Genomic DNA, 15,706 nt, shown 5'->3' on the forward strand with positions numbered 1-15,706 from the left:
CTCAAGCTCCTTGTGGTGCGCTTTTAAAGGGGCGGACAAACAGCAGTTGCTGGCCAGTGAACTCCAGCAGCCCCTCAAGGCCGAACTCGACGCCAAACCCGGACATCTTGCTGCCGCCAAACGGCGTGTTCGGCTGAATCTGCGCGTGGCAATTGACCCAGGCAACGCCGCTTTCCAGGCGGCTGGCCAGTGCCTGGGCCTGCTCGACATCCGGCCCCCAGACCGATCCGCCCAGCCCCATGTCGCCGGCATTGGCGCGCCGCAGTACATCCTCGACATCCCGGTACGCGATCAAAGGCAACACGGGACCGAACTGTTCTTCGTCGACCAGGCGCTGGCCATCTGTCACGTCCGCGACCAGGGTCGGCGGATAAAAGAAACCGGGGCGATCCAGACGCGCGCCGCCACACAGCACGCGCGCGCCTTGTGCTCGCGCGTCAGCGACCAGCGCGTCGACAAGCTCCAATTGCTCAAGGTTTTGCACCGGCCCAAAGGTGACGCCAGCTTCCAGGCCATCGCCCACCACTTGGCGTGTCGCAATCAGGGTCAGCGCATCAGCGAAGGCCTGGTACTGCGATTCGTGGATATACAGGCGCTTGAGGGCCGCGCAGGTCTGGCCCATGTTGAGAAACGCCGCCTGGAAAATCTCCTCGACCACCGCCTCAACCGGCGTACCGGGCAGGACGATTGCCGCGTCATTACCACCCAGCTCCAGCGTCAGGCGCTTGAGGTTGTTGGCGGCGCCGCGCATGACGCTTTGTCCGGTGGCGGTCGAGCCGGTGAACACAATCTTCTGGATGCCAGCGTGCGAAGTGATTGCGCTGCCGAAACCTTGCTCGCCCGTCAGGCAATTGATCACGCCGTGAGGCACATGGCGGGCGATGATCTCCACCAGGCGCAAGGTGCTCAGCGGGGTCAGGCTCGACGGTTTGCTGATCACACAGTTACCGGCTCGCAGCGCCGGCATGATGTGCCAGACGGCGATCATGAACGGCCAGTTCCACGGTGTAATCGACGCCACCACACCCAAAGGCTTGCGATGCAACTCGATCCGCTGGGTGGGGGTTTCCTCCACCAGCTCCACGGCAATCTCCTGCCCGGCCGCATAGCGGGTCCAGGCGGCGGACCCCATGACTTCGGAAAACGCCAGTTCCAGTGGTTTACCTTGTTCCAGCACAATCAGTCGGGCCAGTGACTCCGCCTCCCGCTCGATATCCGCCGCAACCGCCAACAGGCGCTCGCAACGGTCTGCGTGGGTGCTGTGCCGCCAGCTTTTGAATGCTGCCTGTGCGGCGTCGACCGCCTGGTCGAGTTGCGCCAGCGAGCCGGCGGGGCATTGGGCGAATGCAGCACCGGTAGCCGGGTTGATCACGTCAAACTGGCCCTGTTCACCGGCGACCTGAACGCCATTGATGAGCATCTTGTAGTTGTGCATTTGAAACCTTCCTTTCACACACTGACGAGCCATGCCGGGCAACGGCAGGCTGGAATTGTCTGGTTAGTCGAGCTGTAACGAGTGCGGCCTTAAAGCTTGTGGCTGCCCAAGGCGAGAAACCGTTGCGGGGAGATCTTTCGCAAGCGCGCGGCGAGCATGACGCCGATGATCAGGGCCGCGGGAATGATGGCGCAGAGTCCGTAGGACAACAGCTGGCTGGCCCCGGTCAGCACGTCGAAATGCACCACCGCCAGTCCCAGCACGAGCACCAATGCCAGGGAGGAGAAAACCGGCAGGATGCGCCCGCGCCATATCCCGACGTTAAGCTCGGGATGACGCTGAAAGTAGACGCAGACCGCTACCGACGTCAGCGCCATCAGTAAAATGACGCAGAGGGTGGCGAGGTTGGAGAACCAGGCGAACAGTTGCAGGATCGGGTCCGCATCCAATGCAGCGAAAATCAGTACCACCACCGCGGCAATCAGGCTCTGCAACACTGAGCCCATATGGGGGCTCTGATGCACGCGGTGAGTGGTGCCCAACAGACTGTGCAACAGGCCGTCACGGCCGATCGCGTAAAAATAACGCGCCGCGGCGTTATGAAAGGCCAGGAGGCCGGCATAGATACTCACCATGAACAGCACCCGGATAATCTGAGTCAGCCAGGGGCCGACAAAGTGATCGGACATGCCGTAGATAAACGTCGTGGGATCCTGCAAGGCCTGCAGCATCGGCACGATCTTGTCCGCGCCCACGCCCACCACCATCGACCACACCGACAGCGCGTAGAACCCGCCGATCAGCAGCACCGAACTGTAGGTGGCAATCGGAATGGTACGTTTAGGGTTTATGGCTTCTTCACCGTAAATGGTGGTGGCCTCAAAGCCGATGAATGCCGCAAAGCAAAACAGCAGGCCGATGGACGGGGTACCGCCGAGCACATGGGTGCGGTCGAACGCATCAAGGTTGATGCCGCTGTCGCCGCCGGATTTGAGGATGGCAAAATCCAGGATCAGGATCGCCAGGTACTCGGCGATCACCACCACCGACAACACCCGCGCCGACAGGTCGATCTTGCGATACCCCAGAATCGCAATGCTCGCCATCGCCATCAGCGAGTAGGACCACCACGGCAACACCAGGCCGAAGACACTTTCCATGGTGCCACTGACCACCCCACCGAACATGCCATACAACCCGACCTGAAGAATGTTATAGGCAAACATCGCCAACACCCCGGCCGCCCCGCCTGCCAGGCCACCCAAACCACGGGAGGTGAACGCATAAAAACCGCCGGCATTGGTCAGGTGCCGGGACATGGTGGTGTAACCCACCGAGAACGCGAGCAGCACCAGCAACGCCAGGATCAGCAATGCCGGCGTACCGGCACCGTTACCCAGCATGATGCCAATCGGGAAGCCACCGGCGATCACACTTAACGGGCTCGCCGCCGACACCACGAAGAAGATGATGAACCCGACGCCCAGGGCGCCACGCTTAAGCTCCGTGGAGCTGTTGATCGAGATAGGTACACTCATGTTGTTGACCTTATTGTATGAGGCAGTCGCTGTTGGGGTGGCCCGATTGAATTCCATCGGCACCAATTAGCGTTTTGTTTTAGTTGCGCGCTGAACTCGATCCTATGCCCGCCCCTGAACCGCTCGCTATCCCAAATCGGTAGCATCCGAGGCGCCGCCCCAAAACAGGTCAATGCGACACCCGCAATCCGGCAGTCCTTGCCGATTCGGGATAACCGGCTGGCCGTTCCCTCCCGCATGCTAGCGTCACCCGCTCTATACCCAGATGTCGGCACCGATAATAAAAAGCGAGGGCCTGGACCTCAGCCCATCGCAGCCAAAGCCCTCTGCAGGAAATCTCAGTCATGCGCTTAGCTCACCTAACCATTCAATGGCGGATCACACTCCTGAGCGGACTGTGCCTGCTGGCTGTCGTCGGCGCGCTGGTAGGCGCCTCGGTGTACCAGAACCAACAAAGTGCAAAATTGCTGAAGGAGCAGAGCAGTCACCTGCTCGGGCAAGCCGCCGTGGAGCGCTTGCAAGCCCAGGCCGTTGCCCATGGCCAACAGGTCGAACGCTTTTTCAACGAAACGGCGCTGTATGGCGAAGGGTTCGCGCAACAGGTTCTGCAACTGCGCGATCAAACGCTCAATGGACGCCTCACGGCTGGGCAATTGCGCGAAGCGCTGATCAGCGTGACCCGTCAGACACTGCTCAACCGCGAAAAAGTGCTCGGCCTGTACGTCATCCTTCTGCCTGACGCGTTGGCGGGCGCAGACGCCAATTTCGTCGGGCAACGTGCACTGGCGAGCAACGAAAAAGGCCGCTTTGCGCTGTATTGGTCGCAGAGCCAGCCGGGACAACTGGTCCAGGATGTGCTCACCGAAGCGCAAATCTTCACCGACACTGCGCCACCCGGCAGCGAACCGACAAACGTCTGGTACACCTGCCCTCAAGCGCAAAGGCGCACGTGCGTGGTGGAACCCTACACCAGTGAGGTGGAAGGCCAGAAAGTCCTGATGAGCAGCATTTCTGTCCCTCTGATCGCCAACGGCAAGATCCTCGGCGTGGTCGGCATGGACATCGGCCTCGACACGCTGCAAAAGCTGGCTGCCGACCTCGGCCAGGACCTGTATCAGGGCAACAGCGAAGTGGCCATCGTGTCGCCCACCGGCCAGGTGGCAGGACGCAGCGGCGAAGTCTCCGGGTCCACCCTTGATATACGCCAGGCTCTGCAACCCGTGGCAGGCAATCCACTCTGGCAACTGGAGATCAAGGTTCCCCAAGCCCTGGTGCAGGCACCCGCCCGGCAAATGCAAAGCGAACTGGACGACAAAAGCCGCCAGGCCAACTGGCTCAACCTTTGCCTGGGGGTATTGGCCAGTTGCCTCGGCATGTTGCTGATCTGGCTGGCCGCCTACGGGGTGACACGCCCGCTGCTGAAGGTGGCGGGTCTGCTTGATGCCATCGTCGATGGTGATGGTGACCTCACCCAACGCCTGCCCGTCGGGCGGCGCGACGAATTGGGCCAATTGGCCAATGGGTTCAACCGTTTTCTGGACAAGTTGCAGCCGATTATTCGCGACATTCAAACCGCCTCCCTGGATACCCGCAACAGCGCCAATACCTCCTCGGGGATTGCCCGGGAAGTCAGCGCAGGGATGCAACGCCAGTACCGCGAAGTGGAGCTGGCCGCGACCGCGCTGCACGAAATGAGTGCCAGTGCCCAGGAAGTGGCGCGCCATTCCCACGGTGCCGCCGACGCAGCGACAGCCGCCGAAAGCGCGAGCCGATCGGGTCAAGCGGTGTTCTCCATCGCCGAGAGCAGCATCGAAAGCCTCGATCAGCGTCTGGACACCACCCTTAAGCAAGTGCATGCCCTCGCCAATAGCAGCACCCAGATCGGCCAGGTGCTGGACGTCATCAGCACCATCGCGCAGCAGACCAACTTGCTGGCGTTGAATGCGGCCATCGAAGCGGCCAGAGCGGGCGAACAGGGGCGCGGCTTCGCGGTGGTGGCCGATGAAGTCAGGCACCTGGCCAGCAACACCCAGAGCTCGGTCGAACAGGTCCGCACAGTGATAGAGATGCTGCAGCAGTTGAGCCAGGAAGTGGTGCACAGTACCCAGCTGAGCCGCGAGCAAGCCGGCAACAGCGTAATCCAGGTGCAACAGACCCGTGCGGCGCTGGAGAATATTTCCCAGGCCGTGGATGTGATCGAGCAGATGAATCAGCAGATCGCCAGCGCAGCCCTGGAGCAAAGCACGGTCGTGGAAGATATCAGCCATCGGGTCAGTGGCATTCGCAGCATCAGCGAAACACTGACCAAACGGATGAGCGATGCCTCAACGGCCAGTGACTCACTCCATGAAATGGCCAACCATCAACAGCAGCTTGTCGGCCATTTTCGAGTGTAAAGGGGCACGGCAGGCTACCTGCCGGTGCTGACGTCTTGACTGAGTTACAGTTGCCGGCTTTCGACCATCGTTCATCGAGCCCCCCCATGATTCCCCCACGTCGTTGGCTGATCCTGGCCATTATTTCCAGCGCATTGCTGCTGATCGTCATTGATATGACGGTGTTGTACACCGCCCTGCCGACACTGACCCGTGAGCTCGATGCCTCGGCCTCGCAAAAGCTCTGGATCATCAACATCTATGCATTGATCGCTGCCGGTCTGCTGTTGGGCATGGGCACACTCGGTGACCGCCTCGGGCACAAACGCCTGTTTATCGGCGGGCTGAGTGTGTTTGGCCTGTTCTCGCTGATCGCGGCCTTCTCGCCATCGGCCAGCGTATTGATCGGTGCCCGCGGCTTTCTGGCTGTCGGCGCGGCGATGATGATGCCGGCTACGCTGGCCATCGTGCGGGTGACGTTCACCGACCCGCGCGAGCAGGCCATGGCATTCGGCATCTGGGCATCGGTTGCTTCAGGGGGCGCTGCGTTCGGCCCGGTAGTAGGCGGCCTGCTGCTGGAGCATTTCTGGTGGGGCTCGGTGTTTCTGATCAACGTGCCTATTGTGCTGGTAGCACTGGTCCTCGGCGCGGTGTTGATCCCGAATCACCCGAGGGATGCTCAGAAGCGATGGGACTGGCAGGGTTCGCTGCAAGTCATGATCGGGCTGATCAGCCTGGCGTATGCCGTCAAGGAACTCGGTAAACGGGCGCCCTCCTTCGACGGCATGCTGGTGGCGGTCGTGCTGGGTGCGCTATTTCTGACACTGTTCATTCGACGCCAACGCCGTGCCGCACAGCCGATGCTCGATCTGGCGCTGTTCACTGCACCGGGCTTCAGAAATGCCGTCATTTCAGCAGTCGTGTCGGCCGCTGCGTTGATCGGCATGGAACTGGTGTTCAGCCAGCGCCTGCAACTGGTGCTCGGCATGTCGCCGCTGGAGGCGGCATTGTTCATCCTTCCTCTGCCACTGGGCTCCTTCGTCGCAGGGCCGCTTGCCGGTTACTACCTGCCGCGCCTGGGAAACCGGCAGATACTGTTCTGGACGTTGCTGCTGTCGTCAGCCGCGATGCTGAGCTATCTCTTGCTGTACAACGCTGCGGTTTACCTGCAAGTCGCCAGCCTTGCCCTATTGGGCTTGACGATTGGCGCTGCACTGACCGTTTCGTCCAGCACCATCATGCTCAGCGTGCCCGCCGATAAAGCCGGCATGGCCGCCTCCATCGAAGAAGTGTCCTTTGAACTGGGCGGTGCTGTGGGTGTGACGCTGGCGGGCAGTCTGTTGTCGGCGATTTATGCGTATTCGGCGGGCCTGATGATTCCGTCATGGCTGACCCTGAACCCCGCGACCTTCGAGAGTCTCGACGACGCGCTGGTCGTCGCCGAGACGTTGTCACCCGAAGGCCGCGCGATGCTGAGCGCATTCGCCCGTGCGGCGTTCGATGCAGGCTTTGTTGCCGTGCTGGCAGCGTCGGCAGTCCTGCTGTTGATCGCATCGCTGCTGGTCAAGTTGAGCAGTCAGGCGCAACCGCGCGAGGTCGCAGACCATCCTTGGTAAGCAACGCGCAGATTTGGTTGAACGGTTCTGCGTGGGGCCTTAAAGCCTGTGGCTACCCAATGCCTGGTACCGCTGCGGCGACGCCTTGCGAAGTCGAGCCGCCAGGAACACGCCACCCAGCAGGGCCGCGGGAATGATCGCGCAGAGACTGTATGACAAGGCCAGGCTGGCGCCCGTCAGTACATCGAAATGCACCACCGCGAGTACCAGAACCGCCAATAGGGCAACGCAAGAGAAACCGGGGAAAATCCGCCCACGCCAGATCCCCACCTTGAGTTCGGGGTGACGCCGGAAAAAGAAGATTACCGCTGCGGAAGTGAGCGCCATCAACAAAATCACGCACAGCGTGGCCAAGTTGGACAGCCAGGCAAACAGCTGCAGGATCGGATCGGCATCCATGGCGGCGAAAATCAGTACCACCACCGCCGAGATAAGGCTCTGCAACGCCGACCCCATATGAGGACTCTGGTGCACGCGATGGGTAGTACCCAAGCGGTGCGGCAACAGGCCGTCACGCCCAATCGCGTAGAAGTAACGGGCCGCGGCGTTATGAAACGCCAGCAGGCCGGCATAGATACTGACCATGAACAGCACCCGGATAATCTGAGTCAGCCAGGGGCCGACAAAGTGGTCGGACATGCCGTAGATAAACGTCGTCGGGTCCTGCAAGGCCTGCAGCATCGGCACGATCTTGTCCGCCCCCACGCCCACCACCATCGACCATACCGACAGCGCGTAGAACCCGCCGATCAGCAACACCGAGCAGTAGGTGGCAATCGGGATAGTACGCTGCGGGTTCTTGGCCTCTTCGCCGTAAATAGTCGTCGCCTCGAAGCCGATAAATGCCGCGAAGCAGAACAGCAAGCCGATTGACGGTGTGCCGCTGAACACATGACTGCGATCAAACGCATCAAGGTTGATGCCGCTGTCGCCGCCGGATTTGAGGATGGAAAAATCCAGGATCAGGATCGCCAGGTACTCGGCGATCACCATCACCGACAGTAGCCGCGCCGACAGGTCGATCTTGCGATACCCCAGAATCGCAATGCTTGCCATCGCCATCAGCGAGTAACACCACCACGGCAGCACCAGTGCGAACATGCTTTCCATGGTGCCACTGACCACCCCGCCGAACATGCCATATAACCCGACCTGAAGAATGTTATAGGCAAACATCGCCAACACCCCGGCCGCCCCGCCTGCCAGGCCACCCAAACCACGGGAGGTGAACGCATAAAAACCGCCGGCATTGGTCAGGTGCCGGGACATGGTGGTGTAACCCACCGAGAACGCGAGCAGCACCAGCAACGCCAGGATCAGCAACGCCGGCGTGCCGGCACCGTTACCCAGCATGATGCCAATCGGGAAACCACCGGCGATCACACTTAAAGGGCTCGCCGCCGACACCACGAAAAAGATGATGAAACCAATACCCAGGGCACCACGCTTCAACTCCGTCGAACCGTTGATCGGGATAGATACGCTCATGTTCTTGACCTTATTGTATGAGGCAGTCGCTGTAGGATCGGTGCAGCAAGCCGTTCACCGTCACCGATATAGCTTGTCGTTGCTGTCGCACGCTGGATTCGATCCTATGCCTCACCGTGAACGTCCCGGTATCCCAAATCGGTAACCTGTTACCCCATCACCTGAACAGCGCCATCCGCCAGCCTGACCTCACTGCGAAGCGAGACGCGCCGTCAGTTCCGACGCCGCGCCGGTCACCAGGTCGCACAGATAGCCTTGCTGAAACGCACCGAACCGCTCACTGCGCCCCACCAGGGTCATGCTCCCGAGGACGCGCTGCTTTTCGTCGAAGATCGGCGCCGCGACGCCACTGCGTCCCGGGTGCAGCTCGCTTTCGCTGATGCAGTAGCCCTGTTTGCGGATGGCGAGCAGGCTCTTGATGAACGGTTTCCACTCCAGCCCCAGATGCTGCAATTCGGATGGGTTCACGTGCGTGTCGTAAACACGTCGGATTTGGCGCGGTAGCAGATAAGCCAGTACGACCCGGGAGGTCGCGCTGTGGAAAAGATCGATCGACCGCCCCCTGCCGCTACCGACCGGTCCAGCATCGGAGCCACGATGGATCAGCACGTTGACCACGGAGTCGCCATGCCACTCGCTGACCAGCGCGTCCAGGCCGGTGTCGACGACCAGGTTGTCGACCAGGTCCCGGCTGCATGCCAACAACGGATCGTAGTTCGTCATCAGATGCTCCAGCGTGACGATTCGCGGGCCGAGCGCGTAACCGCGCGGCAATCGCTTCAAAAAGCCCGCGTCGCCAAGTTCGCGCAGATAACGATAGGCGGTGGCGGACGTGTAGCCGAGCTCCCGGCAAATGATGTCCACATCGATGACCGGTTGTTCCGGGCGAAACAGGTCGAAGACCATGAGCAGACGGCGCAGGCTATTCATCTTTCTCTACATCCTTGTGAAGCCAACGGTCACCCCCACACTGCTTTCAGCGGGCGGGTGTTCAGGCATGAGCGCAACCGGTGATGGCAGCGCGGGGGGTATGGGACGGCAACTCTGCGAACAGCTCCTGGTACTCCGCCGCAAAATGGCTGAGGTGAAAGAAGCCCCATTGGGCAGCGGCGTCGCCGATCGAGAGATGCGACGCGCGGGTGGACATCAAGGTCCGGCGTACACCGTTGAGCCTCACAGAGCGCAAGTAATTCAGCGGCGTCGTCTCGGCAACCGAGCGAAAGCTGTTCTGCACGGTACGCCGACTGACCTGAAGTCGCTGGCACAACTCGATCACGCTGGGCACGTCGATCATCTCCGCGGTCGCCAGACGGTGGCATTTCTCGACAATGAAGCTACGCGTGGAGCTTGCGGAGCGTTGTTGCTTGTCGCAAGCCGGGTCGGTCATGAGTTGCAGCAATTCGCCGAGCATCGCCTGTTCCAGCGCCAGCTCCCGCTCCCGATCTCGCGTGCTGTCGAGTTCTTCGTACACCAGGGCCTGGGAGAACATCGCCAGCAATCGGCGACGAGCGTCTGCAAAGCGCGGCGTGGAAACCCTGATCACCGGCTGACGCAGCAACAGGCTGACCTCCTTCGCCGAAGCCGTTTGCGCCAACGCCTGCTCGAACAATTCACGTTCGAAGGTGATGGACAGCAGCTCCATGCCCATCGGCATATGGAACATGAACTCCTCGCCACCGTGAAGAAAGAACAGGCTGCTATCGTCCGCCTCCCGTCCCTGCATCCGTATCGAACCCGGGGTGGTGATCGGCACGGCAAAGCACATCTTGCCTCGGGGAGCCACGCCGTGCTGCACGACACGCTGGTTGATCTGCTCGAGAAAGACGTGGACACCCGCCGTCGACAACTGCATCAGCGAACTCTCAGTCGAGCCTGCCGTTAGCTGACTGTAGTCCTGGCTCCACTCCTGGACGGTGGCCGCATGGACATGGACGTCTCTGAAACGGCTGATAGTCTGATTTTTCATGATGTCGAAAGCCTCAGCAATATTCTTGTTTTTAGATCGCCTTCCTATGCGATATTCGCACATAGTGAGAATTTTGCACAATTCTTTATGGAATTTTAAATTCATTGGACAGTGCGCTCAGGACGGTCCACTCATATGCCAATTCGGGCTACCGGCCACAGACACGCCACGGAGATGATCAGCACACTTAAATCGATATCCAGAGAGAACGTCATGAGTGAAGCCAAACTTGAATCCCTCCACTTCGCGGATGCCCCGCGAATTACCTCCAGCGCACTTCCCGGCCCCAAAACCAGCGAGGCCCTGGCGTTGTCGGCGCGTACCGAGTCGATGGCGCGCGGCGGCGGACGCATGCCCGTGGCGATGGACCGTGCCTTCGGCGCTACCTTCAAGGACCCCGATGGCAACATTTACATCGACCTGTCCGCCGGCGTGGGCGTCAGCAGCGTAGGCCGCTGCCACCCGAAGGTGGTGCAGGCGATCCGCGAACAGTCCGAAGTGCTGATGCATGCCCTGGAAGTCAACAGCACCCGGCGCACCGAACTGGCGGCCAAGCTCTCCGAGATCGCGCCCGACGGCTTGCGTGGCGACTGCATCACCTTCTTCACGCAAAGCGGCAGCGATGCGCTTGAAGCAGCCATCAAGTTCGCCAAGCGCATTACCGGGCGGCACCAGATCATCGCCTTTCATGGAGGCTACCACGGCGTGTGGAACGCCTCGGGTTCCCTGACGACAGGTACGGCCTACCGCAAGGGTTACGGAGCCCAGATGGGCGGGGTGATTCACGCCCCCTACCCTTACGCCTACCGTTTCCCTTTCGACACCACTCACAAAAGCGCCGAGCAGATCGCCGGCGAGTACGTGGACTACCTGTTGAACACCCCCTACACCGCCGCCGATGACGTGGCTGCCGTTATCGTGGAGCCGGTGCAGGGCGAAGGCGGCTACGTGCCTCCTTCACCAGAATTCCTGCAGCTGTTGCGCAAAGCATGCGACCGTAGCGGCACGCTGCTGATCGTCGATGAAGTGCAATCCGGCGCAGGGCGCACCGGCAAGATGTGGGCGGTCGAGCACTCGGGCGTGAAGCCGGACATGCTCACATTCGGCAAAGGCATCGGCAGCGACCTGCCAATGGCGGGCCTGATCATGCGTTCGGACCTGGCGGCCGCGATTCCTGACGGATCGATGCCCAACACCTTTGCCGCCAACTCGTTGTCCGCGGCAGTGGCGCTGACCAACATCAGCATCCTGCAGGACCCGGAGCTCGATCTGCTCAACCGTGCGCACACGCTGGGGTTGGAGGCGCAGGAACGTATCCGTGGCTTCAACAGCCCGTTCGTCGCTGAAGTCCGCGGCCGCGGCCTGATGATCGGTATCGAACTGGTTGAAGACCCTGCCACCAAGGCTCCCCTGGCGCCCGAAAAAATCGGCCAGCTCATGGGCTACCTGCTGAACCACGGCGTGCTGATGATTCCCTGCGGTCGCTACAGCAACGTGATGCGAGTCATGCCGTCGCTGACGATCTCGCGCTCGCTGTTCTTCAAGGCACTGGACATCTTCGGCGATGCCTTGGCCTCCCTTGAGGCGTGACCCGACCACTCCACATCACTCATGGATCCCAAAATGACTGAGCACTTGAATCACTTCATCGGAGGTGCGTCCTTCGAAGCCTCCGACGGCCGTCGTATAAACCTCGTCAACCCCGTGACAGAACAGGTTTACGGCAGCTCCGCACAGGGCACGACTGAGGACGTGGACCGCGCAGTGGCGGCCGCGCATCGCCAACTTGAGGGTGGCGCCTGGAGCCAGCTCGACGGCGCCCAGCGCGGTCAATTGCTATCGAAACTCGCTGACCTGGTTGAGCGCGACACCGAACTGCTGGCCGACATGGATGCCAACGCCATCGGTCGCTCACCCATCGAACCGCGCCGGATGGACTTGCCCAACGCGATCGCCAACCTGCGTGCCGCCGCCGGCTGGGCCAACCAGCTTGAGGGGCGCACCATTCCCACCGGTGGCTACTTCGGCACCAAGACCCTTTCGTACACGGTGCGTGAGCCAGTGGGTGTGGTCGGCGCCATCGTTCCCTGGAATTCGCCGTTGATGATCACCGTCTGGAAGCTCGCCGCTTTGCTGGCGGCAGGCTGCACCGTGGTCATCAAACCTTCGGAAGAGACGCCGCAGTCTGCCCTGCACCTGGCGGTGCTGGCTCAGGAAGCGGGCTTTCCTGACGGCGTGATCAACGTGGTCACCGGCTACGGCAATGAGGTGGGTCGCGCCTTGTGCGAACACCCGCTCGTTGCCAAGATCAGCTTCACCGGCAGCCCCGAGGCCGGACGCGAAATCCAGCGCACCGCCGGTGTGCTGTTCAAGCGCGTGGCATTGGAGTTGGGCGGCAAGAGCCCCCAGATTGTCTTCGACGATGCCTCTTTCGAAGACGCGCTGCGCGGGTGTGCGCTCGGCCTGTTCGCCAACCAGGGCCAGGTCTGTGCGGCCGGCTCGCGCATCCTGGTGCACCGCAGCATTGCGGATCGCTTCGGCGCAGCGCTGGCCGATGCCGCAGAGGCAGTCAACGTGGGCGACCCTCGCCAGCCCGGTGTACAGATGGGACCGGTGGCCAAGAAAGCACAATTCGATCGCGTTAACCGATACATCCAACTGGGTATCGACCAAGGCGCCTCGCTACTGGCCGGCGGGGTATCGACGCCTGAACGGGGCTGGTTTGTCCGGCCGACGATCTTCACCAACGCGAACAACGCCATGGCGATCGCCCAAGACGAAATCTTCGGGCCCGTCGGCACGCTGATCACGTTCGACAGCGAAGAGGAAGCTATCGCACTGGCCAACGACTCCTCCTACGGCCTGGCGGCCACGGTCTGGACGACCGACCTGGTGCGAGCGCACCGCGTAGCCGCTGCGGTGAAGGCCGGTGCCGTGGGTATCAACTGCTGGAGCCCGCTGGACGCCAACCTGCCTTGGGGCGGCGTAAAGACCAGCGGTATCGGCCGTGAAGGCGGGTTTGCCGGCGCGGTGGCCTACACCGAGGAGAAAGTCATCACCGTGCTGCTACCTTCCTGAGCACGATCCCTGTCCTGACCGAATAACCCTCCGGCCCCTGTGCCGCGAGGGTTACCGTTCAAAAGTGCATCCCTGATGCCGTTGATAATCAATGGAGAGACTGCGATGAACCCGATAGATCAACAAACAACCGATCGGTATCCGACGTCCCTGCGAATCTTGCACTGGGTGCGCGCCGCACTCATCGCAGGCCTCCTCTGGGCAGGCTGGCATATGACCGGTCTGAATGACGAAGTGGCGAGCAAGTACGAGCTCTATTACCCGTGGCACAAATCCTTTGGGCTGTTGGTGTTTCTGGTTGTCCTGACTCAGATCGCCCTGCGTTTTCGGACCCCCGTGCTTCCGCAGCCGCTGGAAACGCTGGCGAGCTATGAAAGGTTCCTGTCAAGGCTTACGCAGCGTGTCATGTATGCGCTCGTCGTGATCGTGCCGTTGATGGGGTACTCAATGTCGAGCACCTACACGATGAGCGACGGGGTGTTCTTTTTTGGGGTCAACCTGCCAGAGCTCCTTCCGAAAAATGACAATTGGTTCGTCGTCTTCCAATGGCTGCACAAAGTGCTTGCCTACACACTGCTTGGACTGATCCTGCTGCATGTCGTGGGCGCTTTGAAACACCGGTTTTTCGACCGCGACCCTCGTAACGATGTCCTGCGCCGCATGCTGTGACTGGGTGAGGCGTTGACGCAAGACGTCAACGCCTCATGGGTTGGACCGGAGGGGCCCGAAGGCCCCTGGTCAAAATACCTGCAACAGACTCAGTCATTACGGGAAGAGCGGCGGCTTAGAAAGCCACCCATACGATGAACTGGAAGTAAGTGTTCGTTGATGCGCTCCCGCTCTGCAAACCACCATCCCCGAGCCACTTTTCGGGCTTGTAAAAGCCGACCAGAGGCGAGAGTGTGACGTTATCCGTCACCATCCAATCCAGAAAAAGGTCGACCTCACGTGCAGCGAAGTCCTGCTCATGCGTACGGGAAAGCTGGTGGTAATTGAAGGCCATTGCGTTAAGGGTCAATTTATCGGTCGGCTTGACAGAGAGGAGCACGTCGTTGATCGCCATGTTCGAGGTCACTGAACCTGCGTAATTGGCGGCGACTTCACCCTGGTAGCGCTTGCGAAAACCTCCCTGGAACAGAAAGTCGTAACCTTCGGAATAGCGCGAATATCGATAGCTCACCGTCGGTTGCCATTGGGTGTCGGCAAAGGTGTAGCCCGCTTCGAAGAACATCGCCCGCTGTGAGCCCGAGCGTTTTTCCTGACGTGCCACCTCGAACGCAAAGTCGGCATTCTCGATCCCGGCATTGCCCTGCCCACGAATGCTGTAGACGTTCATGCCCTTGCGCTCAAGCCGATCACCAAAGGCATATCGCTCATCAACATCCAGGCCGTGCACGTACGTCGAACCGATCGAGCCGACGGGCGTCGTGTAGTCGAGGGTGGCGGCAGCCACTTCGGTCTTCGACTGCCCGGGGTTATCGGATTTGAGCCATATCAGGCTACCGTGCAGGCCCTCCTGACCACCCAGTTTCAAGACTGCCGTATTCCCGAACGCCAACCGCGGGCCAAGGTAAAAGGCGCCACCGCGATTGAACCGGCCATCCCTTACACCCTCGATAGGGTTGAAGGCCTTCCCGGGGGCGAACCCGTCATCGGTGATCAGGAAGCCGTCCACCGTAACGAGCTGGCGGCCAAAAGAGAAATCAACGCCGTCCTTGCCCAGTGCAGGAATCAGGTCACCTGACTTCCAGCCCAGGTAGGCGTCTTCCACAGCCGTTCTTCTTTCATCCCCGGCGGTGATCCCACCCGCATCCCCATCGCCAAATGATCCCGTACTGATCCAGCTGAGTCCGCCATAGACGGAACCGGCATTGATCTTGTTTGTCGTGCCATTGAGACCGTACTTGGCGAAGCCTTCTTGCCACCGCATCCTGCCGGGCTCCCTCTCAGGGTCGCCGATGTAATTTTTCTCGCTGCCGAACCAGCCAAACGCCGCCGACAGGTCGGCGTTCAGGACGGTTCCGCCATCGTCTTCGTTGTAGAGCTGGTAGGCCTGTACCTGCGGCTCAAATGTACAGAGTGCGACCAGCGAAAGTAATGGGGCGTAACTGAGGGTGCGCATGACGTCTCTCCTGTTTTTATATTTATGAGGCGAGCCATGAGTGTTCCGGCTTGGGTCGCGCAAGCGGTAACCCAAATCAGCACTTTCA

At 60.7% G+C, this 15,706-nt stretch carries 11 protein-coding genes and 1 pseudogene; 6 read left to right on the forward strand and 6 right to left on the reverse strand.

What is annotated here, in order from left to right:
• Position 1: 1 nt before the first annotated feature.
• Positions 2 to 1,435 (reverse strand): aldehyde dehydrogenase family protein, encoded by a 1,434-nt coding sequence (locus PSH64_RS18275; protein ID WP_305478090.1) that lies wholly within the window; start codon positions 1,433 to 1,435, stop codon positions 2 to 4.
• An 89-nt stretch (positions 1,436 to 1,524) separates the two neighbouring features.
• On the reverse strand, positions 1,525 to 2,973 hold the full coding sequence (locus PSH64_RS18280; protein ID WP_305478091.1) for an APC family permease: 1,449 nt from the start codon (positions 2,971 to 2,973) through the stop codon (positions 1,525 to 1,527).
• A gap of 1,373 nt (positions 2,974 to 4,346) precedes the next feature.
• Between PSH64_RS18280 and PSH64_RS30505 the strand changes: the two are divergent.
• The 3 genes and pseudogenes from PSH64_RS30505 to PSH64_RS18290 form a co-directional block, all read left to right on the forward strand.
• Positions 4,347 to 4,463, forward strand: a pseudogene (locus PSH64_RS30505) (hypothetical protein); the annotation flags it as partial.
• A 201-nt stretch (positions 4,464 to 4,664) separates the two neighbouring features.
• The gene (locus tag PSH64_RS30510; RefSeq protein WP_370694481.1) at positions 4,665 to 5,369 is read left to right on the forward strand and encodes a methyl-accepting chemotaxis protein; all 705 of its coding nucleotides are present in this window, start codon (positions 4,665 to 4,667) and stop codon (positions 5,367 to 5,369) included.
• Between the two features lie 86 nt (positions 5,370 to 5,455).
• Positions 5,456 to 6,964, forward strand: coding sequence for an MFS transporter (locus PSH64_RS18290; protein ID WP_305478093.1), 1,509 nt, complete (start codon positions 5,456 to 5,458; stop codon positions 6,962 to 6,964).
• Between the two features lie 39 nt (positions 6,965 to 7,003).
• On the opposite strand, the gene PSH64_RS18295 is transcribed toward PSH64_RS18290, so the two are convergent.
• The 3 genes from PSH64_RS18295 to PSH64_RS18305 all read right to left on the reverse strand — a co-directional run bounded on the left by PSH64_RS18295 (position 7,004) and on the right by PSH64_RS18305 (position 10,418).
• The gene (locus tag PSH64_RS18295) at positions 7,004 to 8,452 is read right to left on the reverse strand and encodes an APC family permease (protein ID WP_305478094.1); all 1,449 of its coding nucleotides are present in this window, start codon (positions 8,450 to 8,452) and stop codon (positions 7,004 to 7,006) included.
• A 189-nt stretch (positions 8,453 to 8,641) separates the two neighbouring features.
• Complete coding sequence (locus tag PSH64_RS18300) at positions 8,642 to 9,382, reverse strand: IclR family transcriptional regulator (protein WP_305478095.1); 741 nt, start codon at positions 9,380 to 9,382, stop codon at positions 8,642 to 8,644.
• A gap of 61 nt (positions 9,383 to 9,443) precedes the next feature.
• A complete protein-coding gene (locus PSH64_RS18305) occupies positions 9,444 to 10,418 on the reverse strand; it encodes a helix-turn-helix domain-containing protein (RefSeq protein WP_105341567.1) in 975 nt (324 codons plus the stop codon).
• A 213-nt stretch (positions 10,419 to 10,631) separates the two neighbouring features.
• Here PSH64_RS18305 and PSH64_RS18310 point away from each other — a divergent pair, with 213 nt between their 5' ends.
• The 3 genes from PSH64_RS18310 to PSH64_RS18320 all read left to right on the forward strand — a co-directional run bounded on the left by PSH64_RS18310 (position 10,632) and on the right by PSH64_RS18320 (position 14,165).
• Complete coding sequence (locus PSH64_RS18310) at positions 10,632 to 12,008, forward strand: aspartate aminotransferase family protein (protein ID WP_305478096.1); 1,377 nt, start codon at positions 10,632 to 10,634, stop codon at positions 12,006 to 12,008.
• Between the two features lie 33 nt (positions 12,009 to 12,041).
• Positions 12,042 to 13,496 (forward strand): aldehyde dehydrogenase, encoded by a 1,455-nt coding sequence (locus PSH64_RS18315; RefSeq protein ID WP_305478097.1) that lies wholly within the window; start codon positions 12,042 to 12,044, stop codon positions 13,494 to 13,496.
• Between the two features lie 105 nt (positions 13,497 to 13,601).
• Positions 13,602 to 14,165 (forward strand): cytochrome b, encoded by a 564-nt coding sequence (locus tag PSH64_RS18320; RefSeq protein ID WP_305478098.1) that lies wholly within the window; start codon positions 13,602 to 13,604, stop codon positions 14,163 to 14,165.
• 115 nt (positions 14,166 to 14,280) lie between these two features.
• Here PSH64_RS18320 and PSH64_RS18325 read toward each other — a convergent pair whose 3' ends face one another.
• Complete coding sequence (locus PSH64_RS18325) at positions 14,281 to 15,618, reverse strand: hypothetical protein (protein WP_305478099.1); 1,338 nt, start codon at positions 15,616 to 15,618, stop codon at positions 14,281 to 14,283.
• Positions 15,619 to 15,706 lie beyond the last annotated feature (88 nt).

It is taken from the genome of Pseudomonas sp. FP1742, from assembly GCF_030687145.1.
GTDB lineage: Bacteria > Pseudomonadota > Gammaproteobacteria > Pseudomonadales > Pseudomonadaceae > Aquipseudomonas > Aquipseudomonas frederiksbergensis_D.

What these genes read in the sequence shown, in the direction of transcription:
- PSH64_RS30510 (WP_370694481.1), top strand. Translation starts at nt 4,665, where the DNA reads ATGAGTGCCAGTGCCCAGGAAGTGGCGCGCCATTCCCACGGTGCCGCC.
- PSH64_RS18290 (WP_305478093.1), top strand. Translation starts at nt 5,456, where the DNA reads ATGATTCCCCCACGTCGTTGGCTGATCCTGGCCATTATTTCCAGCGCA.
- PSH64_RS18325 (WP_305478099.1), bottom strand. Translation starts at nt 15,618, where the DNA reads ATGCGCACCCTCAGTTACGCCCCATTACTTTCGCTGGTCGCACTCTGT.
- PSH64_RS18300 (WP_305478095.1), bottom strand. Translation starts at nt 9,382, where the DNA reads ATGAATAGCCTGCGCCGTCTGCTCATGGTCTTCGACCTGTTTCGCCCG.
- PSH64_RS18315 (WP_305478097.1), top strand. Translation starts at nt 12,042, where the DNA reads ATGACTGAGCACTTGAATCACTTCATCGGAGGTGCGTCCTTCGAAGCC.
- PSH64_RS18295 (WP_305478094.1), bottom strand. Translation starts at nt 8,452, where the DNA reads ATGAGCGTATCTATCCCGATCAACGGTTCGACGGAGTTGAAGCGTGGT.
- PSH64_RS18280 (WP_305478091.1), bottom strand. Translation starts at nt 2,973, where the DNA reads ATGAGTGTACCTATCTCGATCAACAGCTCCACGGAGCTTAAGCGTGGC.
- PSH64_RS18320 (WP_305478098.1), top strand. Translation starts at nt 13,602, where the DNA reads ATGAACCCGATAGATCAACAAACAACCGATCGGTATCCGACGTCCCTG.
- PSH64_RS18305 (WP_105341567.1), bottom strand. Translation starts at nt 10,418, where the DNA reads ATGAAAAATCAGACTATCAGCCGTTTCAGAGACGTCCATGTCCATGCG.
- PSH64_RS18275 (WP_305478090.1), bottom strand. Translation starts at nt 1,435, where the DNA reads ATGCACAACTACAAGATGCTCATCAATGGCGTTCAGGTCGCCGGTGAA.
- PSH64_RS18310 (WP_305478096.1), top strand. Translation starts at nt 10,632, where the DNA reads ATGAGTGAAGCCAAACTTGAATCCCTCCACTTCGCGGATGCCCCGCGA.